The organism is Methylobacterium sp. A52T, assembly GCF_053346095.1.
On record NZ_JBKFBI010000063.1, the window covers coordinates 1 to 23590 of the forward strand.

Annotated in this window: 23 protein-coding genes; 13 read left to right on the top strand and 10 right to left on the bottom strand. The window is 71.6% G+C overall.

Features of this window, described 5'->3' with window-relative positions:
* On the top strand, nt 1-364 hold a 364-nt coding region (locus ACLBYE_RS16325; RefSeq protein ID WP_447694968.1), incomplete at its 5' end, for a hypothetical protein.
* Nucleotides 365-380: 16 nt separating this feature from the next.
* Here the strand turns inward: ACLBYE_RS16325 and ACLBYE_RS16330 are convergent.
* The 4 genes from ACLBYE_RS16330 to ACLBYE_RS16345 all read right to left on the bottom strand — a co-directional run bounded on the left by ACLBYE_RS16330 (nt 381) and on the right by ACLBYE_RS16345 (nt 1966).
* The gene (locus tag ACLBYE_RS16330; protein ID WP_447694969.1) at nt 381-692 is read right to left on the bottom strand and encodes a hypothetical protein; all 312 of its coding nucleotides are present in this window, start codon (nt 690-692) and stop codon (nt 381-383) included.
* Nucleotides 693-776: 84 nt separating this feature from the next.
* Entirely contained in the window at nt 777-1199 is a 423-nt protein-coding gene (locus tag ACLBYE_RS16335) for a hypothetical protein (protein WP_447694970.1), read from the bottom strand.
* Nucleotides 1199-1459, bottom strand: coding sequence for a hypothetical protein (locus tag ACLBYE_RS16340; protein ID WP_091977897.1), 261 nt, complete (start codon nt 1457-1459; stop codon nt 1199-1201). Before ACLBYE_RS16340 ends, ACLBYE_RS16335 begins: the two co-directional genes overlap by 1 nt.
* A 129-nt stretch (nt 1460-1588) precedes the next feature.
* Nucleotides 1589-1966 carry a hypothetical protein gene (locus ACLBYE_RS16345; RefSeq protein WP_447694971.1) on the bottom strand — a complete coding sequence of 126 codons (378 nt, stop codon included), beginning with the start codon at nt 1964-1966 and terminating at the stop codon, nt 1589-1591.
* 359 nt (nt 1967-2325) lie between these two features.
* Here ACLBYE_RS16345 and ACLBYE_RS16350 point away from each other — a divergent pair, with 359 nt between their 5' ends.
* The 3 genes from ACLBYE_RS16350 (at nt 2326) to ACLBYE_RS16360 (ending at nt 4164) form a co-directional block, all read left to right on the top strand.
* Nucleotides 2326-2739: a MucR family transcriptional regulator gene (locus tag ACLBYE_RS16350; protein ID WP_447694972.1), complete on the top strand. Its 414-nt coding sequence runs from the start codon at nt 2326-2328 to the stop codon at nt 2737-2739.
* Nucleotides 2740-2890: 151 nt separating this feature from the next.
* Complete coding sequence (locus ACLBYE_RS16355; protein ID WP_447694973.1) at nt 2891-3133, top strand: hypothetical protein; 243 nt, start codon at nt 2891-2893, stop codon at nt 3131-3133.
* A gap of 191 nt (nt 3134-3324) precedes the next feature.
* Nucleotides 3325-4164, top strand: a complete 840-nt coding sequence (locus ACLBYE_RS16360; RefSeq protein WP_447694974.1) for an alpha/beta fold hydrolase — start codon at nt 3325-3327, stop codon at nt 4162-4164.
* A 116-nt stretch (nt 4165-4280) separates the two neighbouring features.
* Here the strand turns inward: ACLBYE_RS16360 and ACLBYE_RS16365 are convergent, their stop codons facing one another.
* Nucleotides 4281-5234: an FkbM family methyltransferase gene (locus tag ACLBYE_RS16365; protein ID WP_447694975.1), complete on the bottom strand. Its 954-nt coding sequence runs from the start codon at nt 5232-5234 to the stop codon at nt 4281-4283.
* A 236-nt stretch (nt 5235-5470) separates the two neighbouring features.
* Between ACLBYE_RS16365 and ACLBYE_RS16370 the strand changes: the two genes are divergently transcribed.
* The gene (locus tag ACLBYE_RS16370) at nt 5471-6868 is read left to right on the top strand and encodes an MFS transporter (protein ID WP_447694976.1); all 1398 of its coding nucleotides are present in this window, start codon (nt 5471-5473) and stop codon (nt 6866-6868) included.
* A 134-nt stretch (nt 6869-7002) separates the two neighbouring features.
* Entirely contained in the window at nt 7003-7962 is a 960-nt protein-coding gene (locus ACLBYE_RS16375; RefSeq protein ID WP_447694977.1) for a helix-turn-helix domain-containing protein, read from the top strand.
* Between the two features lie 19 nt (nt 7963-7981).
* Here the strand turns inward: ACLBYE_RS16375 and ACLBYE_RS16380 are convergent, their stop codons facing one another.
* Nucleotides 7982-10126: a peptidase domain-containing ABC transporter gene (locus tag ACLBYE_RS16380; RefSeq protein WP_447694978.1), complete on the bottom strand. Its 2145-nt coding sequence runs from the start codon at nt 10124-10126 to the stop codon at nt 7982-7984.
* The gene (locus ACLBYE_RS16385; RefSeq protein WP_447694979.1) at nt 10123-11409 is read right to left on the bottom strand and encodes an HlyD family efflux transporter periplasmic adaptor subunit; all 1287 of its coding nucleotides are present in this window, start codon (nt 11407-11409) and stop codon (nt 10123-10125) included. Before ACLBYE_RS16385 ends, ACLBYE_RS16380 begins: the two co-directional genes overlap by 4 nt.
* Nucleotides 11410-11991: 582 nt before the next feature.
* On the opposite strand from ACLBYE_RS16385, the gene ACLBYE_RS16390 reads away from it, so the two are divergent.
* Nucleotides 11992-12222, top strand: coding sequence for a hypothetical protein (locus tag ACLBYE_RS16390; protein WP_012321783.1), 231 nt, complete (start codon nt 11992-11994; stop codon nt 12220-12222).
* 85 nt (nt 12223-12307) lie between these two features.
* Entirely contained in the window at nt 12308-13222 is a 915-nt protein-coding gene (locus ACLBYE_RS16395) for a helix-turn-helix domain-containing protein (RefSeq protein WP_447694980.1), read from the top strand.
* Between the two features lie 4 nt (nt 13223-13226).
* On the opposite strand, the gene ACLBYE_RS16400 is transcribed toward ACLBYE_RS16395, so the two are convergent.
* Both ACLBYE_RS16400 and ACLBYE_RS16405 read right to left on the bottom strand, forming a co-directional pair.
* The gene (locus ACLBYE_RS16400) at nt 13227-14588 is read right to left on the bottom strand and encodes an NAD(P)H-dependent oxidoreductase (RefSeq protein ID WP_447694981.1); all 1362 of its coding nucleotides are present in this window, start codon (nt 14586-14588) and stop codon (nt 13227-13229) included.
* A 438-nt stretch (nt 14589-15026) separates the two neighbouring features.
* Complete coding sequence (locus ACLBYE_RS16405) at nt 15027-15935, bottom strand: LysR substrate-binding domain-containing protein (RefSeq protein ID WP_447694982.1); 909 nt, start codon at nt 15933-15935, stop codon at nt 15027-15029.
* Nucleotides 15936-16064: 129 nt separating this feature from the next.
* On the opposite strand from ACLBYE_RS16405, the gene ACLBYE_RS16410 reads away from it, so the two are divergent.
* A complete protein-coding gene (locus ACLBYE_RS16410) occupies nt 16065-16928 on the top strand; it encodes a class II aldolase/adducin family protein (protein WP_091676473.1) in 864 nt (287 codons plus the stop codon).
* A gap of 67 nt (nt 16929-16995) precedes the next feature.
* Here ACLBYE_RS16410 and ACLBYE_RS16415 read toward each other — a convergent pair whose 3' ends face one another.
* Nucleotides 16996-18129, bottom strand: coding sequence for a citrate/2-methylcitrate synthase (locus ACLBYE_RS16415; protein ID WP_447694993.1), 1134 nt, complete (start codon nt 18127-18129; stop codon nt 16996-16998).
* 75 nt (nt 18130-18204) lie between these two features.
* On the opposite strand from ACLBYE_RS16415, the gene ACLBYE_RS16420 reads away from it, so the two are divergent.
* From ACLBYE_RS16420 to ACLBYE_RS16435, 4 genes are all read left to right on the top strand, one after another.
* A complete protein-coding gene (locus ACLBYE_RS16420) occupies nt 18205-19659 on the top strand; it encodes a CoA transferase (protein ID WP_447694983.1) in 1455 nt (484 codons plus the stop codon).
* A gap of 269 nt (nt 19660-19928) precedes the next feature.
* Entirely contained in the window at nt 19929-21386 is a 1458-nt protein-coding gene (fumC, locus tag ACLBYE_RS16425; protein WP_447694984.1) for a class II fumarate hydratase, read from the top strand.
* Nucleotides 21387-21433: 47 nt separating this feature from the next.
* Nucleotides 21434-23161: a ubiquinone-dependent pyruvate dehydrogenase gene (poxB, locus tag ACLBYE_RS16430; RefSeq protein ID WP_447694985.1), complete on the top strand. Its 1728-nt coding sequence runs from the start codon at nt 21434-21436 to the stop codon at nt 23159-23161.
* Between the two features lie 30 nt (nt 23162-23191).
* Nucleotides 23192-23590: a hypothetical protein gene (locus tag ACLBYE_RS16435; RefSeq protein WP_447694986.1), complete on the top strand. Its 399-nt coding sequence runs from the start codon at nt 23192-23194 to the stop codon at nt 23588-23590.

Sequence of the window (23590 nt, forward strand, 5' to 3'; positions counted from 1 at the left end):
GGCCGCCGAGCGCATCGCCCGGGGTGCCGGGCTGACGCTCGCGGCGGCGGCCGAGGCGCTCCGGCGGAGCGGGCAGGCCTCCGCCGGTCGGGCGACCCGCCCGCCCCCGCCCCGGCGGTCCTATTCCTGGGCGCAACCCAAGGAACCGGTGACACCCGTCACGGTCGAGGAGTTGCTGCGCCAGAAGGCCGAGACGGAGGCGTGGCGCAAGCGCAGCGCGGCCGCCGCCGACCGTCGCCGGAAGCGGGAGCGCGCCGACCAAGAGGCCTACGTGGCGGAGCAGCGCGCCCGGCAGGCGGAGCGCGACCGGGACTGGGCGCGCGCCCGCGCGGATCCCCCGGGCGCGCCGGAGGACGGGACCTGAGCGCCGGTCGGCCGGCTCAGCGGTGATGCCGCGGCCGCGCGCTCCGGTGCGTCCGCGCCCTGCGGTGCCGCGGCGCGACTCGCGGCGGCGATGGTGGCTCGGCGGCGGCGACCGGTGGCCCGGGCGCGACGCCGTCACGGGCGGCGACGATCCGGCGCGCTTCCTCGACGCTCATGTCGCAGGCGCTCGTCATGCCCTGCAGGGCGCCCAGGGCGCGGTTGTACTCGGGAAGGTTGATGCATCCGGGGACGCCCCACGCCCAGGCGGGGACCGGCGCGGCGCCCGCCACCGCTACCGCGAGGGCGGCAAGAGCGTTCCTGAGCAACACGGATCCCTCTCCTCTTCACCGAGGCCCGGATCCCGCCCCCTGAGGCAGCACGCCCTTCCGGGCGGCGGGTCCACGGACGCCCGATCAGGCCCCGCCGCACATGTGCTGGGAGTCGGGCAAAGTCCAGGAATCCAGCGTGCGCAGGTTGGTCGTCGTGTACATCTTGCCGCGATCGTCGCCCTTGGGGCAGCCCGTCGGCAGGAGAACGAGGCAGGTCATGACCCGGTCGCCGACCCGCGACCGCGCGACCGCTTCGACATACGCGTAGGAGACCCCGTAGACGCCGTTCTTGAGATCGACGCTCGTCCCGTCGCCGATCCCGTCGCCCTTCGGCTTCACGAGCGTGTCGCTGAACCGGGTCCCGATCCGCGCGATGGTGGTCGCCGCGCAGGTGCCGACCCGCGTCGGCACCTGCGCCTCGGCGGCGGACGCGAACCCGAGACCGGCGACCACGAGACCGGCGACCACGAGGGCGCCGGCCAGGATCGGTCCGAGGGCAGCCACCATCAGGCGGCTTCGAGGAGGAAGTTGGCCCGGCGGAACATCAGTTCGCGCCGGTAGAAGTAGACGCCGCGGTGCCGCATCGCCGCGTGCGCCGCGTCCACGTCGAATCCGTACGGCCTGTCCCGGGTCGTATCGATGCAGCCGACATACATCCAGCGGACACCGTCGATGAGCGACGGTATGGGCTGGTCCTGTCGGACGGCGCAGAACTGCTCCCCGTCCGAGGCCGAGACGAAAATGTAGAAGGTCTTCCGCGCGCACATCCGAACCTCCATGGGACTCGGGGGTGTAACCGCAACGCCACGGTCAAGCTATAAACTGACCTCGGAGGAATAGTCAAGCTTCTGCCACATTTTCGTCACGTGTGAGACGGACCGCCCCGGCCGGCCGCCTCACAGGCAGCCGACCCGCCGCAGGGCGCCGATCAGCTTCCGGCCGACGCGGTAGCCGTTGAGGGATTCCGATCCGAGGATGCGGACGGTTTCGGCCGACGCGGTGCGGTCGTAAAGGAACACCTGGAAATCCGACCGCCCCTGCCCGACGGGGCCGCCGCTGACCTGGCCGCAGAACGCCACGGCGGACTCCGCCTCGGCCGGGATAGGCCGGATCTTGCGGAACCTCACGAGGCCCGCATCCGGGAAGGCCGCGGCGACCCGCGCCCGCATCTCGGCCTCCAGATCGTCGGCGCCCTGCCCGTGGGCGAACGGCGCGGCGAGCAGGCCTCCGAGGATCGCCGCCACCACCGCGCGTCCCCAGCCAACCGCAGGCACGGTGCGGGACCTCCGGACCCTCGACCTCGGCACGGACGGGCTGCGTGTGGCGGCCATGAAGAGACTTCGCGATGCGCTCGAAGCGTATTGGATCACGAAGATCTGCGAAGTGGAAGCGTCGGAGCCTCGCCGGCGAATTGTCCCGCAGGCGCACGCCGGAAATTCCGGCGGCGCCCTCCAAATCTCAGACAGGACCATGGCCATATCCTAGACCAGCGGGGCGACGCACGCCGGATTGAAATTTTGCATTCAAAATTCGTTACTTGCCCAGCATGTCATTTTGCGTTGACAGCCGATAATGTCCGAGTATTCCTGGTCTATAATAGGTATCGGCAGGGTCGAAGAAGGGGTCGATCGCTTTGCGCAAGAACCAGGACCAGCTCGAACCGACCATCAGCGACGTGGCCCTGCGCGTCGTGACCGCCTATCTGTCGAACAACGCGCTGCCGCACACCAGCATACCGCCGCTCCTGATCTCCGTGCACGGCGCGCTCTCCGCGCTCACCGACCGGCCGGCGGTCGTCGAGGCGCCGCCCGAGCAGCCCGACGCCGCTCAGATCCGCGGCTCGGTCCGCCAGGACGGCATCGTCAGCTTCATCGACGGCCGGTCGTACAAGACCATGAAGCGGCACCTCACGGCGCACGGGCTGACGCCGGAGCTCTACCGCGCGCGCTACGGGCTGCCGGACGATTACCCGATGACCGCGCCGGGCTACGCCGAGCGCCGGTCAAAGATCGCCAAGGCGATCCGGCTCGGCAGCAAGGCCGCCTGACCGACGCCGCCTGACCGACGCCGCCCGGCCGCCGAGTCCCCGTGAACCGATGGCCCGCACGGACGTAGATGCGCCGGACGGGGCGGCGCGCGCGTGTCGGCACTGGGGTTCGGCCCGTCCGACAACGCGATCGGATCAGAGGGATCTGGCCATGAAGGGTCTGCCGGGCTGCGTCGCCCTCCTCCTCCTCGGCACCGGACCGGCCTCGGCGCAGACCGTCCTGGCCCCGTCCGGAGACTCGGCCGTGACGCAGCCCGGTGGGACCGCGGGGCGGGCCGCGCGACACAACATCCAGGAGGCCTACCGCAACGGCGACGTGGTCGGTCATCGTCATGCGCCAGTCGCCCCCGCGCCGCGGCCGGACCGGCCCCGCCGCACGAGCCCGCGCTTCTAGAGGCTCGATTCTCGCGAAAGCGCCGTGCTGCGCGCCGGCCTTCGGCGCCCGCGGGCCACGGTCTGAAATCGTTCTGTAATCCGAGCCGGTCACGGTCCGCGCGCAGGTCGACCGCAGATCGCGGTCTCGGCGGATCGCGCTGGACCGGATCGCCCCGGCAGCCCGGCCCCGGCAACGACGACAGGTGCTCGATGCTTCGGACTGCGATCGCCCTGACGCTTCTGCTGGCCGGAGCCCCGGCCTGGGCCGGGCCGCGCTGGCAGGACCTGCCGCCGACCCCCGCGCCGGTCGCCGGCACGGTTTCCGGGCGCGCTGCTGTCAACGGCATTCGGCTGTATTACGCCACGATCGGCAACGGTCCGCCGGTCGTCCTGCTGCACGGCGGCCTGTCGAACTCCGATTACTGGGGCCACCAGGTCGCGGCGCTCGCCGCCCGCCGCACGGTCATCCTCGTGGACAGCCGCGGGCACGGCCGCAGCACCCGGGACGATCGGCCATTCGGCTACGACCTGATGACCGACGACGTGGTCGGCCTGCTCGACGTGCTGAAGATCCCGCGCGCCGACATCGTCGGGTGGAGCGACGGCGCGATCCTCGGTCTCGACATGGCGATGCGCCACCCCGACCGCGTCGGCAAGGTGTTCGCGTTCGGCGCCAACGCCGACCCGTCGGGCCTGATCGAGGGTGTGGAGAAGAACCCGACCTTCGCCGCCTTCATCGACCGGGCCGGCAAGGAGTACGAGGCCCTCTCGCCGACCCCGAAGGACTACGCCGCCTTCGTCGACGCGGTCGGCCGGATGTGGAGCGGGCAGCCGCGCTGGACCGAAGCCGATCTGAAGCGGATCCGCGCGCCGGTCCTCATCGCGGACGGCGACCACGACGAGGGTATCAAGCGCGCGCACACCGAGTACCTCGCCGCCGCGATTCCCGGGGCGGGGCTGCTGATCCTGCCCAATGCCAGCCACTTCGCGTTCCTCCAGGATCCGGCGCTCTTCAACGCGGCGCTCCTCGGCTTCCTGGACGGACCATGATGGCCAGAGGCGCTCGATCGGGCAGTTTCCCGAACGTGGTCGGACCGCGATGATCCAGCCCACGCCCCAACCTCATCGGAACGCATCGCTTGCCGGCAATTCGCCGAAGATGGCATTCACGCCTCGGGTGCAACGATATCGATCGGCGCCGAACTCCTGAGCTCGGACGAGACATACCAGCTGTCCCACTGCGAAAATTGCGCAAACACCCGACGGTAACCCTTAGATACGAGCATTTCCTCAACAGCGCGCCCTGTCTTCGGATTATTCTCGACCGAGAGGGTTCGGAATTTGTGCCTGAAACTGTAGGATGATAGGATCTCCAGCTCGCTGCCCTCCGTGTCGATCGACATATAGTCGATGATTTCAGGCGCCCCGTACTGATCCAGCAAGTCGTCCAGGGAAATCGTCTCCACCGCGAGGCGCGCACCCCGCTTTCGGGTCTCCGAGAAATGATCGGCGTCGGAAAACGCCTCCATTCCACTCAACTCGGGATCCGCGTCGTCAGTCGCGAGGAAAGACACCGTCTCTCCGGATCTGGAGGAGACACATCGTGTCTCGATAAATGCATCCCTGTTCCGCATCAGCTCCCGATGCCAGACCGGATTGGGCTCTGCCAAGATGCCCTTCCATCCGAGCTTTTTCTCGAGTAGCCACGTGTTGCTGTTCTTTAAACCGTTTGTCGCACCGAACTCGACGAAGAATCCATCCGATTTCTCGCCGAGCTCGAAACAGACCCATAAGTCTTGTAGGATCTGCGATCTCGATCGGTCTCGGCGCGCTATGCAATAGTTTAGAAATCTTATGTCGTTATCGATGACGAACGGCCGCATTTCCGGTCGATTCAAACGCACCGCATTGAATATGTATTTCTGAGAGACCGGCAGCCTCGAAATCCGCGCGCAGAGAGGCGCGACTGCTGAGCGCATCAAATGTTTGGCAATGCTCACATTATCCACCTTTACCTGCAGCCTGTGCATTGTAGAGAACAGAAGCTGAAAGTCATCTCGCGTTGACGTTGAGCGGCGGCGAGGCCCGGCCGCGTTCGAAACCCCCTCGACCTTCACCATGCCCGACTCAGATCGCAAATAACCTCTTTCGGCGATGACCCGCCCGCACATCCGGACGATCCGCCGGAGCGCGCCGCCGGGCTCCGTCGGGCTCCGTACGGCTACAGACCCGCGGCCGCACCGGCGGCCCGCACGGTGCATTCGTGAACGTCGTCACATTTCCCGATGCGGAACACGCCGCCATGGCGGTGCGTCACCGGTTGCGGGCACAATCCGGCCGGAGAGGACTCACACGCTTGATCGACGCCGGAAGCCAGACCGCGAGTCCCTCCGATGCCGCCGCACCGGCGGACGGCTCGATCGCGGCCGTCACGCGGCGGCTCGATTCCCTGCCGATGACGCGGCTTCACGCGGCGGCGCTCGCCGTCTGCACGCTGGGCCTGTTCACCGACATCGCCGAGGTCGCCCTGAGCAACGCCCTGGCGGCCATCTTCCTCGCGCCGCCCCACAACATGCCGCGGGGCAGCCTCTCGCTGCTCCTCGCCTCCGTGTTCGCCGGCGGGGCCGTGGGCGCGCCCGCCTTCGGGATTCTGGGGGATCGCCTCGGCCGCAGGCGCGCGCTCCAGGCCTCCCTCGCGCTGATGGCCGCCGGATCGCTGGCGGCGGCCGCGAGCCAGGGGCTGACGGCGCTGACGATCGCCCGCACGGTCTCGGGGTTCGCGATCGGCGGGTTCCCGCCCCTGGTCGCCACCTACCTCGCCGAGGTGACGCCCGCGCGTCGACGCGGCGCGACGCTGCTGGTCTGCGCCGGAATCGGCCTCCTCGGCGGCCTGGCCGCCATCGGCCTGGTCCAGATGATGGCCCCGGCCGCGCCGCTCGGGATCGAGCCGTGGCGCTGGGCGCTGATCCTCGGGGGCGCCCTGGCGGCGCTCGGCGGCCTCCTGTTCGCGCGGCTGCCGGAATCGCCGCGGTGGCTCGCCTCGGTCGGGCGTCCCGCCGAGGCCGACGCCGCCTGCCGCCGGTTCGAGCGCGCGGCCGGCCGGGTCCGGGTCGCCGCCCCCGCCGGCCCGGATCCGGACCCGCCCGCGACCGGGCCCGCGGGGTTCCGGGGCCTGTTCGCCGAGACGCGCCAGCTGCGCCGGACGGCCCTGTTCGTCGGCCTCTACACCCTCGCCCCCCTGGCGACGATCGCCTTCCCGCTGCTCAGCGCCGTCGTGATGGTGGAGAAGGGCTTCAAGGTCGACCAATCCCTCGTCTTCGCCGCGCTGTCGATGCTCGGCCCGCCGCTCGGTACCCTGCTGACCGCGCTGGTGATCGACCGGCTCGAGCGGCGCGCCGTCCTGACGGCCCTGGCGGCGGCGATGGCGGCCCTCGGCACGGCCTTCGCCGCGAGCGGCACGTTCCTGACCCTGGTCCTGGTCGGCATCGCCTTCAACACGGCGGCGGCGACCTACGGCAGCATCCTCGCCGTCTACGCGACGGAGCTGCTCCCGACGCCGCTGCGGGCCTCCGCCATGACCTGCGCCTGGGCCGGCGGCCGGGTCGCGGCCGCGCTGGCGCCGATCATCCTCCTGCCGATCCTCTCGACCTACGGTCCGCACGCGATGTTCGCGGTGATCACGCTCGTCCTCGCGGCGAGCGCGGCCCTGCTCCTCGCCGGACCGCGCGGCCTGTCCGGGCGGGCCGTTGCTTAGGGAAACCTGGAGACGCGGATTTCCGACCCGCGGCGCCGCGCCGGATGGCGTCGGTTGCCAATCCGGCAAGATTTACACGATAAAGTTGCGCAGGCGGCCGGACGGAACCGCCGGGCACGCCGGGGGTGTCACACGTGTCTAGCCCGGTGCTCGTCCCGAGCCTCGTCGAGACGACGAGCCACGTCGACCCCAAGCAGGCCTTCGAGTTCTGGCGCTGCACGGCCCTGGCCGGATTCGGCGATATCGGGCGGCAGCACCCCCGGGAGCGGTTCGCGGCCAAGCGCCTGACCGTGGTCTCGGCCGGCTGGTCGCTGACCCACACGGTGAGCAGCCCGGTCGAGGTGGAGTTCCGCACCCGCCACGTCGACCGGAACGCCCGCGGGATGGTGGTGATCGGCCTCGCGCTCGACGGCATCGGCTACCAGGCGCAGGACGGCCGGGGCGCCCAGCTGACCCCCGGCGATATCGGCTTCCTGTCGCGGAACCGGCCCTTCGTGGCCGGCACCCAGAGCGCCTACAGCGAGATCCGCCTCGCCGTGCCGCGCGAGATGTTCGCGACCTGGGTCGGGGACGCCGACGCGTTCGCGGGCCGCAGCCTCACCCCGCACCCGTCCGGGGCGGAGTTCCGGGCGCGGCTGCGCGGCGTGGCCGGCTCGGTCGCCTGGATGTCCGCCGACGAGGCTCAGGCGGCCATCGAGGGCGTGCTCCACCTCCTCGGCCACCTCGTCGACGGCGCGGCCCGGCGCGGCGATCCGGAGGCGGTCTCGCAGGCGGCCGTCGTGTCGCTCGCCCGCGCCCATATCGCGCGGCGGATGCACCATCCCGACCTGAACCCGCAGGACATCCAGCGCGCGCTGGGCCTCTCCCGGACCAGCCTGTACCGCGCCTTCGGGGAGACCGGCGGCATCGCGGCGGCGATCCGCGACGCGCGCCTCGACCTCGCGCGCCGGCGCCTCGAGGCCCGCCGCGACGACAAGGTGCGGATCGCCTCGATCGCCTACGCGTGCGGGTTCACCGACGTGCCGACCTTCAACCGCGGCTTCCGCAAGCGCTTCGGCCTGGCCCCGGGCGACCTGCGGCCCGCGCTCCCCTAGGCGAAGCGCGACCGGCGCGTCAGCCCGCGGCGGCGAGATCCGCCCGGCCGCGGACCTGGGCGGGGAAATCGAACACCGCGTCCGCGTGCGCGATCGTCGCCGGGCGATGGGCGACGATGACCCGCGTCATCCGCAGGTCGCGCAGGGCCCGGGCGATCACCGCCTCGGTGGCCTCGTCGAGGTGGCTCGTGGCCTCGTCGAGGAACAGGATCTCGGGCCGCCGGTAGAGGGCGCGCGCCAGCACGATGCGCTGCTTCTGGCCGCCCGAGAGGGTCGAGCCCATGTCGCCGACGAGGCTCTCGAAGCCCATCGGCATGCGGCGAATGTCGTCCAGGATCGCCGCCCGGGCGGCGCACTCGGCGATCCAGCCCGCGTCCGGATGCTCGTCGAAGGCCGCGATGTTCTCGGCGATCGAGCCGGCGAACAGGCCGTCGCCCTGCATCACGCCGGCGATCCGGCGCCGGTAGGACCCGGCGGCGGTGCGGATGTCCTGGCCGTCGGCGGTGACGATCCCCTCGCTGGGCGGCGTCAGCCCCATCATCACCTTCATGAGCGAGGTCTTGCCGCAACCCGAGGGACCGGTGATCGCGAAGCAGGCGCCGGCCCGGACAGACAGCGACACCCCGCGGAAGATCCAGGGCTCGTCGGCCCCGTAGCGCAGCGCCAGGCCCGCGCCGGCGAGCGTTCCGGCCTTCAGGGCGACCACCGGGGGCGCCCCCGGCTGCGCCCCGGCGGCGAGATCCTGCTCCTCGGGCTCGCACAGCACGATGTCGGCGAGCCGGTCGGTCTGTACGTCGAGCATGCGCAGCTTGAACCACGCGTCGATCAGGCTGCCGATCCGAGTGGCGAACTGGTCGCGATAGGCCAGGAACGCCACCAGCATGCCGAGCGACAGGGACCCGCCGATGACCGCGCGGGCGCCGAGCACCAGCAAGATCAGCCGGTCGAGGCCGAACAGGAACTCGTTCGCGCGGCCGAACACGAGGTCGAGGCGCTGCAGCCGCAGCCGGGCGTTCAGGGCCGTGACGAAGTGGTTCATCCAGGCGCCGCCGCGCCGCTCGCGCAGGTCGAGGAGCTTGACGCTCGCCATGCCGCGGACCGTCTCGATGAAGTGCGTCTGCTGGCGGGCCTCGGCCACGAGGGCCTCCTCGCTGCCCTCCCGGTAGGCGCCGTAGGCGAAGACCCGCAGGACCGCGTTGAGCGCCGTCGAGGCCAGGACCACCGCGACCAGCCAGCCGCCGTAGACCGTCAGCATCACCAGCATGCCGACCGCCATGAGCCCGTCGAGCATGGCCTGGACGAGATCGGTCGTCAGGCCCTTCTGGATGGTGGCGAGGGAGCCGAACCGCGAGATCACGTCGCCGACATGGCGCTTCTCGAAGAAGTCGAGGGGGAGCCGCGACAGGTGGTCGAACAGGCCGGCCGACCACTGGTAGTTCAGCCGGGTCCCGGCCAGCATGATCGCCCAGGTGCGGGCGATGCTGAGGCCGAGCTGGAGCAGCAGCAGCAGCGCGAGGCCGATCGCCACCACGAGGAGCAGGTCGTGGTCGGCGTTCACGATCACCTCGTCGATGACGACCTGCGAGGCGATGGGCATCAGGAGGGCGACGAGCTCGATCCCGAGGGAGAGGGCCAGGACCTGGGCCAGGGCGGCGCGGATGCCGGCCATGTTGCGGAACAGGTCGCGCAACCGCAGGCCCGGGGCGGCCCGCTCCCGCCGGAAGCCCGGGTTGGGCACCGCCTCCAGGGCGACGCCGGTGAATTCCCGCGAGGCCTCCACGAGGCTGATCCGCCGCCGGCCGCGGCCCGGATCGTTGATGACGAGGCCGCCGCGCTCGACCCGGGTCAGAACCACGAAGTGGTTGAGGCCCCAGTGCAGGATGCAGGGCAGCCGGAGCCGGGGCAGGTCCGTCAGCTCGACCCGCAGGGCGCGGGCGGTCAGGCCCTGGGCGCCGCAGAGGTCGATCAGGTTGCGCAGGGTCATGCCCTTGAGGGACAGGGGATGGCGCCGCCGCAGCGTCGCGAGGTCGATCTGGCGCCCGTGATAGGCCAGGACCATGGCGAGGCAGGCCATGCCGCACTCGGCGGCCTCGGCCTGAAGGACGACCGGCACCCGGCGGCGGAGCCCGAAATCCAGCCGGGCGGCGAGGGACGGCGCCGTCACGGGGCGGCCTTCCGGACCGGCAGGGCGTCGAGGCCGCCGCGCGTGACGAGGGCGAGGCTCTCCCGGACATGCGTCACGGGATCGAGCAGCCAGCGGTAGAGCGACCGCTTCTCCAGGGCGATGTCGGCCTCGACGCGCATGCCCGCCTCGAGGCTGCGCCGCTCGCCGTAGGCCAGCACGGTGTCGGAATCGGGCCGGACCACGATGCGGTAGAGGTCGGTCCCCTCCCCCCGGGCGGCGGCGCGCCGCGCGAAATCGGGCGCGTCGTCGCTGCCCAACGGCGCCCGCGTGACCTCGGTGACGACGCCGCGGTGCAGGCCGAAGCGCTGGAAGGGGAAGGCGGCGTAGCGCAGCATCACGGGCGCGCCGGCCTCGGCGAAGCCGATGGCCGACGAATCGACGAACAGGTTGGCCTGGAGGCGCCCGGCGCTCGGCAGCAGGGTCAGGAGCGTCGCCCCGGCCGCCACGGTCTGGCCGACCTGCGCGCGGATCGACGTCAGGGTCCCGGCCTCCGGCGCCCGGACCTCGATGGCGCGGCGCGCCTCGCTCTCGGCCTTCTGCTGCGCCAGCTGGGCGGCGGTCCGGTCGAGGTCGGCGAGGTCGCGGGCCAACCGGTCGTCGTAGGCGGCGAGCTGGGACTTCGTCTCGGCGAGCTTGCCGTCGATCTGGAGGCGGCTCTGCTGGAACTGGGCGAGCTGCGCGCTCGCCTGCATGTAGAGGTAGTTCTGGCTCTGGAAGTCGGCGGCGCGGGCGTAGCCCCGCGCCACGGCGTCCGCGAGTTCCTCGACCCGCGCCCGGAGCGGCGGAACCAGCTTGTCCTGCAGGTCGATCTGCTTGGCGAGCTGGGCCGACTGCTCGCTCAGATTCGCCACCTGCTCGCGCAGCGCCTGCCGCTCCGTCCCGGCCAGATCGGCCCGGGCGGTCCGCTGCCGCTCGACGCTCTGGCGCTGGCGCTCCAGCTCGGCGATCACGCGCTCCTGCGTGGGGCCGCTCGCCGACACGGCGTCGAGGTCGATCGTGTACAGGAGCTGCCCGCGCGCGACCTTGTCGCCCTCGCGGACGCCGGTCGAGCCGACGCGCCCCGCCACCGGGCTGGCGAGGCTGATCAGCCCGATATCGGGCGCGAGCAGGCCGACGGCGTGGATGCGGCGCGTGTAGGTGCCCTGCCAGGCATACAGGCCGACCGCCGCCACCATGATCACGCAGGCCACGGCCACGATGCGGACCGGCAGAGGTTGGATGATCTGCGCCTCGCCCAGCCACGCGTTGCGTCGCGCCTCCATAACCTCAAGTCGAAAGAGCGGACTTGGCACCCGGAGAAAGCAACCTTCCTGAAAGAGACAGCCGTATTCGAGGACAATGCTCAGCGCATTTGCCACCTTACTCGGTCGCATCATGGGAGTTTCATGTCAACACTTGCCGATACGGCGAATTTTGAATAATCCTGTCCGCGTCAGATCGTCGCATATCCGTCGAAAACCGTCTAATTTTCAGAGACTTACTTCAATCTCCCGTCGAGCTTACTTTGCAGTGCAACAGGACGTCAGTTTTTGCATCATCGCGTGCTGCGTTGCGAAAGCCCGACGACGGGAGACGCGGTGAGACACGCCGCTTCGCAGCGCAGGCGGCCGCAGGGCCGACAGCGTCTGGAGCGCGGCCTGGGAAAGACAAGGCCTGTCAGTTTTTGCGCATTGGCCGGGCTCGATCGCTCGCGAGCATTATTGGCTGGCCATGACCGATTGACAGGAAGCACATCTCTGTAATCCTAAAGGCAGGTGCCGACGTCCAAGGCGCCTAGACGCTACGATCAGGCAATAGATCGAAGCAAATAACCTTCTACCTGAATCTCAATCTGGAGAACGATCATGCAGGACAGCATCGATACCGTCCGCGAGCTGAGCGCCGCCGAGCTGGACCAGGTCGGCGGTGGCCTCGGGGTCGGCCTCACTGTCGGCCTCGGGGTCGACGCGAGCCAGGAGCTCGGTGCGGTCTCGGGGGTCGTGGGCCAGGTCGGCGGTCTGGTGAGCGGCCTGGTGGGCAGCGTGCTCGGCGCGGTCGGCGGTGTCGTCGGCGGCGTGACCGGCTCCCTGCGCTGACGGTCTGACACCGGGAGGGCGGCCGCGGGGCCGCCCTCCTCCGTCGCGGGGCGTGACCGCGACGACACCGGAATCACGGGCCCGCATGGACAGAACAGCCGAGAGTTCAGGCGAGAGTTCGGCCGAGACGTTCGCCTACGCCACCAGCGGCAGCGCCGGGCATCTCTCCGGCCGCCCCGAGCTGACCTGCTACGCGCCGAGCGACCGCGGCCTCCCGGAGGTCACCTTCATCGATTTCCGCTTCCCCACCGGCGGGTGGAGCACGCACGCGGTCACCGGCCTCGAGGTCGCCGCCAGCACGCAGCCCGCCGGGGCGCACCACGCGGTCGATTACGAGATCGCGGCGCGGCTGAGCGAGCGCGAGGGCCTGCTGGTCCGGCGCCCGGGCCTGAACGGCACGACCCGGTGGGCGGGCCCGTATGCCGGCCGCGTCCTCTCCTTCTCGGCCGCCGCCGTCGAGCGGCTGGCCGAGGCGCCGATCGGCAAGATCGCCTTCGCGGCGGACGGGCGCGATCTCCGCGCCTGCCGCAGCACCTGGCACATCCTCGACGCGCTGGCTTGCGCGCACCGGGACGACCCGTCGCCCGACGCGCTGCTGATCGAGAGCCTCCACCTGGCGATCCTGCGCTCGGTCGTCACCGCCCGCGCGCCGGGCCGGTCGGCGGCGCCCGACCTCTCGGCGTCGCAGGCCGGGCGGGCCTGCGCGTATATCCGGGAGCACCTGGACCGGGAGATCACCGTCTCCGCCCTGGCCGGCATCGTCGGGCTCAGCGAGGGCTACTTCATCCGGGCCTTCCGCCAGACCACCGGGGTCACGCCCTACCAGTACATCATGCGCGAGCGCGTCGGCCGGGCCGAGGCCCTGATCCGCTCCGGCGCGGGGTCGATGGCGGAGGTCGCCGCGCGATCGGGCTTCACGAGCGCCAGCGCCATGAGCCGCACGTTCCGGAAGCTCGTCGGGCGCTCGCCGACCGGGCGCACGGCCGGCCGGCGCGCCTGAGGCGCTACCCGGCGGCCCGCGCCGCCCCCCCGCGGAACAGGGCCTCCATCTCGCGCCGGACGCGGATCGCCTCCTGGCCGGCGTCGAACGCGACGTCGCTCCAGCGCACGGTCCGGCCCGCGGGCACGTCGTTCCTGAGGACCATGTTGTGGGCGAGGCCGATCGGCAGGGCGTCCTGCGCCAGGGAATCCGCCGCCGGCATCAGCTTGCCGTAGACGGTGAACCCGCCCTCGCCGTCGAGCCGCTCCCCGGCCCGCAGCGCGCGCTTGGCCGTGGCGGCGACGTCGCCGCGCCAGTCGCCCGTTGCCCCCGTGGCCTCGCCGCGGACCGCGATGGAGGCGACCGAGATGCCGAGTTCGAGGCCGATCAGGTGATAGGGCTTGTAGGTCGCGGCGAACCGGCCGCTCGAATCGGTCTTGAGGCCGTACTGCGCGAAGCAGTCGCGCACGTAGGCGCTCGGCGCCTGGAACACCGCGTAGACGCCCCAGCGCAGGTCCCGGAAGACCGGCCGTCCGTCCCGCTCCACCGACGAGACCACCTCGACGGTGCCGCGCTCGGTGAGGAGGCCGCCATCCGCCGCGGGCTTCAGGACGCTCGGCAGGTCGTCGACGCCGCAGGGCGGGAAGGCGAGGCCGTCGCGCGGCGGGGTGAGCCCGCAGGCATTGGCCACCGCGGCCATCTCCAGCGCCGACTTGGTGCCGTCGAGGAAGGAGTTGAACATCTGCGGGTTGAAGTCGCCGCCGGCGACCTGGCTCTCGCTGAAGCCGTAATGGCCCCAGACCGTGTCGGGCGTGGAGGCGTGGTAGGCCGGGAGGTACTTGGTGCCCTTGCCGGCGCAGATCACCTCCAGCCCGATGGTGCGGGCCCAGTCGACCAGCTCGGCGATGAGCGCCGGCTGGTCGCCCGAGGCCATGGAGTAGATCACCCCGGCCTCGGCCGCCCGGCGCGCCAGCAGCGGCCCGGCCAGCACGTCGGCCTCGACGTTGACCATGACGATGTGCTTGCCGTGCGCGAAGGCCCTCAGCGCGTGGCGGATGCCGGCGGCCGGGCTGCCGGTGGCGTCGATGACGATGTCCACGAACGGGCTCGCGATCATCGCGTCGGCATCCTCGGTCACGAGGGTCGTGCCGCCGCGCGCGGCCTCCTCCAGCCCCCGCGCGGCGAACCGGGAATCGTCCCAGCCGACCCGGCGCAGCGATTCGCGCGCCCGGCCGGGCGACAGGTCGGCCACCGCGACGAGGTGGATGCCGGGCGTGCGCGGCGCCTGCGACAGGTACATCGAGCCGAACTTGCCGGCCCCGATCAGCCCGACCCGGACGGGCCGGCCCTCGTCGGCGCGCCGCTGCAGCTTGGCGGAAAGGGACATGGGGCGTTCTCTCCCTGGGCGACGGTATCGCCTCGTTGCTTGGGCCTGCACCTAGAGCGGTTCCCGGTCCCGTTGAGACCTGTCGCATGACAAGATCGGCATCGTCCGGTCAGACCAACGGCGCCGCCTGCCCCTCACCCCTCCGCGGGCTAAGGCTACGCAGGTTTCGAGGTCTCGGAGGGCTCATCCGCCAGCTTGAAGGGCGCAGGTCTCCTCTCCCGTGCGGGAGAGGGACAGGGTGAGGGATGCGAGCGCTCCGGAAGAGCCGCAGCCTGTACGCGCGCCGGCGCGGAGTTCAGTCCTGAGACGTCTTTCCCCTCACCCCGACCCTCTCCCGAACGGGAGAGGGGGCCGGTCGCGCTCCGCCCTAGGCCGCTTGCCCCTCGACCCGACGCGCTCGCAGCTCTCAGGGCGTGCGCGTGCGAGGTCTGGACTGCCTCAGGCCGCCTCGGCCCGGCTCTGCGCCTCAACGTCGAGGAGCCAGCGCCGGAAGGCCCGAAGCTTCTCCAGGGCCCCGTCGCGCTCGCGGTAGCAGATGAAGTGGAGGTCGCGGGTCAGGCTCGCGACCCGATCGCCGCCGAGGCGCACCAGTTGCCCGGCGGCGAGCTCGTCCCGGGCGAACCGCAGGGTCTCCAGCGCGACGCCGAGCCCCTGAACGGCCGCCGAGATCACCAGCGAGCCCCGGTCGAAGGCCGCGCCCGCCGCCCCGGCCGGGACCGGCAGGCCGTTATGGGCGAACCAGTCCGGCCAGCGGACGGGGCTGAAGGACGAGTCGAGCCGGGTGAAGGGCCCGATCGACCCGGCCGCGTCCGGCTGCGCGGCCCGGGCGACCTCCGGCGCGCAGAGGGCGGCGATCTCCTCCGGGCCGAGGGACTCGACGGTCAGGCCGGGCCCGTGCGGCGGCCGGCCGTAGGCGATCAGGATGTCGATCGCCTCGTGCCGCCCGAGATCCACCGGGTCGGCGCTGGTGGAGAGGCGGATGGCGATGCCGGGATGCGCCTCCACGAAGGCGGGGAGCCGCGGCCCGAGCCACTTCGCCGCGAAGCTCGGCGTGCAGTGCACGGCCAGCGACGTGGGTGACGGCGGGCTGAGGTCGGCGCAGACCGCCTCGATAGCGTCGAAGGCGCTCGAGAGCCCCGCCAGCAGGCGCTGGCCATCGGCGGTGAGGAGCGCCTGGCGGTTCGCCCTCCGGAACAGGGCGCGCCCGAACCAGCGCTCCAGCGCCCGGATCTGGTGGCTGACCGCCGAGGGCGTGAGGTGCAGCTCCGCGCTGGCGCGGGCGAAGCTGCCCAGGCGCGCGGCCGCCTCGAAGGCCCGGAGGGCGGAGAAGCTCGGGATTCGGCGCATGCGCAATCCGTGAATTGAATTCATGGAAAGCGTGAAAAATCGTCGTTTGTCAACGCGCGGATCCGGCAGGATAGTGCCGGCCACGACGCGATCGGCGGCCCGGTCCGTACCCCGACGAAAGGAGACGCCATGCTCGACGATCACGCCCACGAGGCGGCCGTCGCCCTCGACCTGCCGAACGACGATGCCGGCCGCAAGCGGACCTCGATCTACCAGCCCGAGCAGGCCGGCCTGATCTTCCCGGAGATCCCGGACTTCGCCGACCACGCCGAGGAGCGGGACTACCGCAAGAAGCACCTCGTGGCCGCCTGCCGCGCCTTCGCGATGCACGGCTTCGACTACGGCTTCGCCGGCCACCTGACGATCCGCGACCCGGAGCGTCCGGAGCTGTACTGGACCAACCCGATGTGCGTGCACTTCTCGCAGGTGCGGATGTCGAACCTGATCCTGGCCGACCACAAGGGCCGGGTGGTCGAGGGGCGCCACGCCATCAACCGCGCGGGTTTTGTCCTCCACGCCGCCGTGCACGAGGAGTACCCGGAGGTCATGGCGATGTGCCACGCGCACACCACCTACGGCACCGCGTGGTGCGCCACCGGCCGGCCGCTGGAGATGATCAGCCAGGACGCGGCGGCCTTCTACAACAGCCACGCGGTGATCGGCGCCTCGGCGGGCGCCGTGGCGGTGGAGAAGGAGAGCGGCCTGTCGGTCGCCCAGCAGATCGGCCGCAACCGCGGCGTGCTGCACCAGAACCACGGCCTGCTGACCTGCTCGCAGCACAGCATCGACGACGCGGCCTTCTGGTTCATCGCCCTGGAGCGGGCCTGCCAGCAGCAGCTCCTGGTCGAGGCCTCCGGCATCAAGCCGCAGCTCCTCTCGGAGAAGACCGCCCGCTACAGCCGCGAGCACGTCGGCAGCGACTACATCGGCTGGCTGCACTTCCAGACGCTGTACAACCACATCGCCGAGACCCAGCCCGACATGTTCGCCTGAGGCCGGCGCCCGCCCCGCGCGAGGGGCCGCGAGAGATTGAGGGCCGGCCGCGAGGCCGGCCCTCACGCTATGGGCGGTCCGCCGGGCTCCGCCGCCCCTCGTACCGGGCCCGCGGCCGGATCAGCGTCCCCTGGCGACCCTGCTCCATGGCGTGCGCCGCCCAGCCCAGGCTCCGGCCGAGCAGGAAGATCGTGAACGGCGCGCTCCGCGGCAGGCCGGCCGCGCGGACGAGCGCCGTCAGCGCGAAATCGATGTTCGGTCGCGCGCCGGTGGCCTCCTCGGCGCAGTCCCGGACGGCGTCCAGCAGGGGGTCGGCGGGCAGGATCGCGCCCAGGGCCGCGGCGCGGACGTCGCCGTCCGGGTAGAGCGGGTGGCCGAAGCCCGGCAGCGCGCCGCTCCGATCCAGGCAGGCGCGCACGGCCGCCCTCGGGCCCGTCGCGGCGGCCTCGTCGACGAGCCGCAGCACCGCCGCCGCGGCGCCGCCGTGGCGGGGGCCCGACAGGGCGCTCAACCCGGCCATGAGGCAGGCCGCGATCGGCGCTCCGGTGGAGGCGGCGACCCGGGTCGCGAAGGTCGAGGCGTTCAGCTCGTGGTCGGCCAGCAGCACCAGCGCCTGGCGGACCCGGTCGGCGGTCGCGGCGTCGAGGGACCAGAGCCGCGCGAGGCCCTGATGCAGGGGCGCCCGGCCTTCGGGGATACCGTAGGACGCGGCGAGATGCGCGACGGCGCGGCGCGCGTCGCGGCACAGGCGGTGGTGCCCGCGGCCGAGCGCGGCCTCGGCCTCCTGCAGAAGCCCGGCCAGCGCCAGGAACGGCGTCGCGGCCGCGCTGGCCGGAACGTCGAACAGCGTCGCCTCCGGGCTGTCCCACAGGAGGTCGGCGGTCGCCTCCAGGCTCGCGTCGCGGGCGAACGCCACGGCGTCGCGGCCGCGGTAGATCAGGCTGCCCCGGTGGACGGTGCTGATCGCGGTGACGACCGACGGCTCGCCCCAGGCCATGGCCCCCGCGGCGATCGCCGCGCTGGCGCGGCTCCGGCCGCGCCGGTCGGCGAGCGTCGCGACGTCGGCGGCCCGGTACTGGCTGTGGCGCCGGCCCGGCGCCCGCCGGGCCTCGATCAGCCCGCGGCTGACGTAGGCGTAGAGCGTCTGGGCCCGGATCCCGAGGGCGTCGAGGGCTTCGGCGCGGTCCAGCCATTCCGTCATGTTGATCAGATGTATCAAGATTGATCGATCCGTCGATGGCCGGCAGCGTGCGCGAATTGATCGAGGGCCGCGACCATGCGCGAACGACACGCCGACCACGACGCCCTGCCGCCGATCCTCGCGGAGGCGCTGGCGGCCCTGGCGCTGCCGCCCGAGGCCGGGGACCGGCTGACGGTGACCGGCACCGGGAGCCTGCCCTCCTGCTTCCCGGTCACCGCGCTGGCGACGGCGTCGATCGGCGCCGCCGGCCTCGCCGTCTCCGAACTCCTCGGCCTGTCCGGCCCCGCGCCCGCCGTCACGGTGGACCGGCACCTGGCCTCGGCGTGGTTCGGCACCTCGGTGCGGCCGCAGGGCTGGACGCTGCCGGCCGCCTGGGACCCGATCGCCGGCGACTACCGGGCGGCGGATGGCTGGATCCGGCTGCACACCAACGCGCCCCGACACCGCGCCGCCGCCCTGGCGGTTCTCGACTGTCCGGGCGAGCGGGAGGCGGTGGCGGCCGCCGTGGCCCGCGCGGCGGCCGAGGACCTGGAAGGGGCGATCCTGCGCGCCGGCGGCTGCGCCGCGGCGATGCGCGGTCCGGACGCCTGGGAGGGCCTGGACCAGGGCCGGGCGGTCCGGGCCGAACCCCTCGTGGCAGTCGCGGAAAGTCCCGTCCAGCACCGGTCGCCGTGGCGCCCGGACCCGGCCCGTCCCCTCGCGGGGATCCGGGTCCTCGACCTGACCCGCATCCTGGCCGGGCCGGTGGCCACGCGCGTCCTGGCCGGCCTCGGGGCCGACGTCCTGCGGGTCGACCCGCCCGGCTGGGAGGAGCCGTCCCTGGCGCCCGACGTCACCCTGGGCAAGGTCTGCACGCGGCTCGACCTCCGGCAGGCCGCCGACCGCCGGCACTTCGAGACCCTGCTCGCCGAGGCCGACATCCTCGTGCACGGGTACCGCCCGGACGCCCTGGAGCGGCTCGGCTACGGCGCGGCGCGGCGCCGGGCGCTCAACCCGGACCTGATCGACGTCGCGCTCTGCGCCTACGGCTGGACCGGCCCCTGGGCCGGACGGCGCGGCTTCGACAGCCTCGTCCAGATGGCGACGGGCATCGCGGCGGCCGGGCGGCGGTGGAAGCAGGCCGACCGGCCGGTGCCGCTTCCCGTCCAGGCGCTCGACCACGCCACCGGCTACCTGATGGCGGCGGCGTCCGTGCGAGGCCTGATCGCCCGGCAGCGCGACGGGCACGCCGTCACCGCGCGGCTCTCCCTGGCCCGGACCGCGCGCCTGCTCACGGACCATCCCGGCAGCGCGCCAGGGCCCGCCTTCGGCGGATATCGGGACGCGGATTACGCCCCGGAGATCGAGGACACGGCGTGGGGACCTGCCCTCCGGCTGCACGCGCCCGTGCGGATCGAGGGCGCGCCGCTGCGGTGGGATCGCCCGGCCTGCGATCTCGGAGCGACGGAGGCCGCACAAGTCAGACATTTCGGTAGCGCGCGATCGTCTGGCTCGAACGCACCCCCCGGGAGCAGAAGAGCTATAAATTGACCAATCGCGGGAATGTTTTTGCAGCCTCCGCGCGGCGGAACGCTTGACACCGATCTATGTTATCTGGCAATTCGCATTCATGATCTGTAATGCGTCTTGTCGGCGTTTTTAATACTAGGCTTAAGCGAAGATTTGATAGTCAGCTTTCTTAAAGTCTGCACATATCGACATAATACTGAAAATAATACCACCGTTTACGTCAAAGCGCACCCGGTTCGCCGAACCCGTCTCGCATTGTGCCAGACGGTCCGACACCGAGAAGGATGACGATGAACGAGTCTGCCCCGGGCCACCCCATCCTGCGCGACGTTCCGATCGGCATCGCCGCCACCGGGATGCGGCACGAGACGGACTCGATGGGCGGGATCGACGTGCCGGCAGACCGCTACTGGGGCGCGCAGACGCAGCGCTCGCTCCAGCACTTCTCGATCGGCGACGATCGCATGCCCAAGCGGGTCTACCACGCCTACGGCTACGTCAAGAAGGCCGCCGCCCTGGTCAACGCGGCCGCCGGCCGCCTGGAGGATTGGCGCGCGCAGGCCATCGTACAGGCCGCCGACGAGACGATCGCGGGCAAGCTCGACGCGCACTATCCGCTCTACGTCTGGCAGACCGGCTCCGGCACCCAGTCCAACATGAACGTCAACGAGGTGCTGTCGAACCGCGCGATCCAGCTCCTCGGCGGTGCGCTCGGCTCCAAGAGCCCGGTCCACCCGAACGACCACGTCAACATGGGCCAGTCGTCGAACGACACCTTCCCGACCGCGATGCACGTCGCCACGGTGCTCGAACTCGACGAGGTCCTGCTCCCCAAGGCGCGGGCGCTGGCCGACGCGATCGACGCCAAGGCCCAGGCCTGGATGCACGTGGTCAAGACCGGCCGGACCCACCTGCAGGACGCGACGCCGCTCACCGTCGGCCAGGAATGGTCGGGCTACGTGGCGCAGATGCGCGACGCGCTGGCCCTCGTCGAGGCGTCGCGCGCCGGGCTGTACAAGCTGGCGGCCGGCGGCACCGCGGTCGGCACCGGCCTCAACGCCCCGGAGGGCTTCAGCGCGGAGATCGCCGCCAAGATCGCCGCTCTCACCGGCAAGCCGTTCGTCACGGCGCCCAACAAGTTCGCCGCGCAGGGGTCGCTGGACGCCATGGTCGCCGCCATGGCGGCGGTGCGCGGGCTCGCGGTCGCGCTGATGAAGATCGCCAACGACATGCGCTGGCTCGCCTCGGGGCCGCGCTGCGGCCTCGGCGAGCTGCTGCTGCCCGCCAACGAGCCGGGCTCCTCGATCATGCCCGGCAAGGTCAACCCGACCCAGTGCGAGGCCCTGGTGATGGTCTGCATCCAGGTGATCGGCGAGGACAACGCGGTCGCCTTCGCGGGCGCGCAGGGCAACTTCGAGCTCAACGCGATGCGCCCGATCATCATCAACAACACGCTGCACGCCATACGCGTGCTGGGCGACGCCTGCGAGAAGTTCCGGACCTACTCGGTCGCGGGCACGGAGCTCAACCGGACGCGGATCGACGAGACGGTGAACCAGTCGCTGATGCTGGTCACGGCCCTGTCGCCGGTGATCGGCTACGACCTCGCCTCCAAGATCGCCCACCGCGCCAACGACGAGGGCACGACCCTGCGCGAGGCCGCCCTGGCCGAGGGCGTCCCGGCCGAGCGCTTCGACGCGGTGTGCGATCCCAGGACCATGATCGGCCACGGGCTGGCCGGCGCCTGAAACCCGCCGGGACCGTCCGTCCTGACCCCTCAGCTGAGCGAGACACCATGAGCACGAAGGTCGCCGATCTGTTCGTCCGGGCGCTGGCGCAGGCCGGCGTGAAGCGCATCTACGGCGTGGTCGGCGACAGCCTCAACGGCCTGACCGAGGCCCTGCGCCAGGACGGCTCGATCGCCTGGATCCATACGCGCCACGAGGAGAGCGCCGCCTTCGCGGCCGGCGCCGAGGCGCACCTGACCGGCGCGCTCGCGGTCTGCGCGGGATCCTGCGGGCCGGGCAACCTGCACCTGATCAACGGCCTGTTCGACGCGCACCGCTCCCGCGTGCCCGTGCTCGCCATCGCGGCCCAGATCCCCTCGGCGGAGATCGGCCGGGGCTACTTCCAGGAGACCCACCCGCAGAACCTGTTCCAGGAATGCAGCCACTACTGCGAGCTGGTCTCCTCGCCGGCCCAGCTGCCCGGCGTGATCGAGACCGCGATGCGCGTCGCCATCGCCGAGCGCGGGGTCGCCGTGGTGGTGATCCCCGGCGATGTCGGCCTCATGGCCATGCCGGGGAACGCGCCCGACCTCTCCGCCGCCCTGGTGCCGCCTCCGCCCGTGGTGCGCCCGCGCGACGCCGACCTCGACGCGCTCGCCGAGATGCTCAACGCGGCCGGGCGCGTGACGCTGTTCTGCGGCCGCGGCTGCGCCGGCGCCCACGCGGAGCTGCTGCAGCTCGCCGAGGCGCTGAAGGCGCCGGTCGTCCACGCGCTCGGCGGCAAGGAGCACGTCGAGTGGGACAATCCCTACGACGTCGGCATGACCGGCCTGATCGGTTTCTCGTCGGGCTACCGGGCTATGCTCGACTGCGACACCCTGCTGCTGCTCGGCACCGGCTTCCCCTACCGCCAGTTCTACCCAGAGGACGCCAAGGTCGCGCAGGTCGACCTGCGGGCCGGGAGCCTCGGGCGCCACTGCCGGATCGATCTCGGCCTGATCGGCGACGTCGGCGAGACGATCGCGGCGCTGCTCCCGCGGCTGCAGGCCAAGATCGACCGGGCGCATCTCGACGACAGCCTCGCCCATTACCGCAAGGCCCGCGCCGGGCTCGACGCGCTCGCGGTGGGCAAGCCCGGCGGCAAGATCCACCCGCAATACGTCGCCCGGACGCTCAGCGAGGCGGCCTCCGAGGACGCGGTCTTCACCTTCGACGTCGGCACGCCGACGATCTGGGCGGCGCGCTACCTCGCCATGAACGGCAAGCGCCGGCTGATCGGCTCGCTGAACCACGGCTCGATGGCCAACGCCCTGCCGCAGGCGATCGGCGCGCAGGCGGCCTATCCCGGGCGGCAGATCATCTCGTTCTCCGGCGACGGCGGCTTCGCCATGCTGATGGGCGACCTGCTGACCCTCAACCAGCACAAGCTGCCGGTGAAGATCGTGGTGCTGAACAACGGCACGCTGGGCTTCGTCGAGATGGAGATGAAGGCGGCGGGCTTCCTCGAGACCGGCGTCGAGCTGGTGAACCCGGACTTCGCCGCCATGGCGAGCGGGGCCGGCATCTTCGCCCGGCGCGTGGAGGACCCGGCCGCGCTGCCGGACGCGATGGCCGAGATGCTCGCCCATGACGGCCCGGCGCTGCTCGACGTCGTGTCGGCCCGCCAGGAACTGTCGATGCCGCCGAAGGTCGGGCTCGAGCAGGTGACGGGCTTCGGGATGTGGCTCGCCCGGGCGGTGATCGACGGGCGCGGCACCGAGATCATCGACCTCGCCAAGACCAACCTCTGGCGCTGAGGCGCCCTTCCGAAGCCGGAGCTCTGCCCGATGATCCGCTGCGTACGCATCTGGACCGGTGACGACGACAATTCCTACTTCGAGGAAGGCGTCATCGACCTGCCCCACGGCGAGCGCGGCGACATCCTCAGCGGCACGACCGAGGTGGTCTCGATCTCCTTCCGCGAGACCCAGGCCGGCGGCACCTACGCGTGGCACGCGGCGCCGACCCGGCAGTTCGTCATCACCCTGCGCGGCACCCTCGACTTCCAGACGAGGGCCGGTGCGCACTTCACGATCCGCCCCGGCGACATCCTCATCGCCGAGGACACGGCCGGCTCCGGCCATTCCTGGCGCCTCGTCGACGACGAGCCCTGGTGCCGGGCCTACGTGATCCTCGCCCCCGGCGCCGAGGCCCGGCTCCCCTTCGTCCCGAACAAGACCGCCTGA

Coding starts and splice junctions, on each gene's coding strand:
- ACLBYE_RS16435 (WP_447694986.1), top strand. CDS start 23,192: ATGATCCGCTGCGTACGCATCTGGACCGGTGACGACGACAATTCCTAC.
- ACLBYE_RS16415 (WP_447694993.1), bottom strand. CDS start 18,129: ATGACGGAATGGCTGGACCGCGCCGAAGCCCTCGACGCCCTCGGGATC.
- ACLBYE_RS16355 (WP_447694973.1), top strand. CDS start 2,891: ATGAAGGGTCTGCCGGGCTGCGTCGCCCTCCTCCTCCTCGGCACCGGA.
- ACLBYE_RS16390 (WP_012321783.1), top strand. CDS start 11,992: ATGCAGGACAGCATCGATACCGTCCGCGAGCTGAGCGCCGCCGAGCTG.
- ACLBYE_RS16335 (WP_447694970.1), bottom strand. CDS start 1,199: ATGGTGGCTGCCCTCGGACCGATCCTGGCCGGCGCCCTCGTGGTCGCC.
- ACLBYE_RS16385 (WP_447694979.1), bottom strand. CDS start 11,409: ATGGAGGCGCGACGCAACGCGTGGCTGGGCGAGGCGCAGATCATCCAA.
- ACLBYE_RS16340 (WP_091977897.1), bottom strand. CDS start 1,459: ATGTGCGCGCGGAAGACCTTCTACATTTTCGTCTCGGCCTCGGACGGG.
- ACLBYE_RS16410 (WP_091676473.1), top strand. CDS start 16,065: ATGCTCGACGATCACGCCCACGAGGCGGCCGTCGCCCTCGACCTGCCG.
- poxB (WP_447694985.1), top strand. CDS start 21,434: ATGAGCACGAAGGTCGCCGATCTGTTCGTCCGGGCGCTGGCGCAGGCC.
- ACLBYE_RS16405 (WP_447694982.1), bottom strand. CDS start 15,935: ATGCGCCGAATCCCGAGCTTCTCCGCCCTCCGGGCCTTCGAGGCGGCC.
- fumC (WP_447694984.1), top strand. CDS start 19,929: ATGAACGAGTCTGCCCCGGGCCACCCCATCCTGCGCGACGTTCCGATC.
- ACLBYE_RS16360 (WP_447694974.1), top strand. CDS start 3,325: ATGCTTCGGACTGCGATCGCCCTGACGCTTCTGCTGGCCGGAGCCCCG.
- ACLBYE_RS16395 (WP_447694980.1), top strand. CDS start 12,308: ATGGACAGAACAGCCGAGAGTTCAGGCGAGAGTTCGGCCGAGACGTTC.
- ACLBYE_RS16420 (WP_447694983.1), top strand. CDS start 18,205: ATGCGCGAACGACACGCCGACCACGACGCCCTGCCGCCGATCCTCGCG.
- ACLBYE_RS16400 (WP_447694981.1), bottom strand. CDS start 14,588: ATGTCCCTTTCCGCCAAGCTGCAGCGGCGCGCCGACGAGGGCCGGCCC.
- ACLBYE_RS16365 (WP_447694975.1), bottom strand. CDS start 5,234: ATGGTGAAGGTCGAGGGGGTTTCGAACGCGGCCGGGCCTCGCCGCCGC.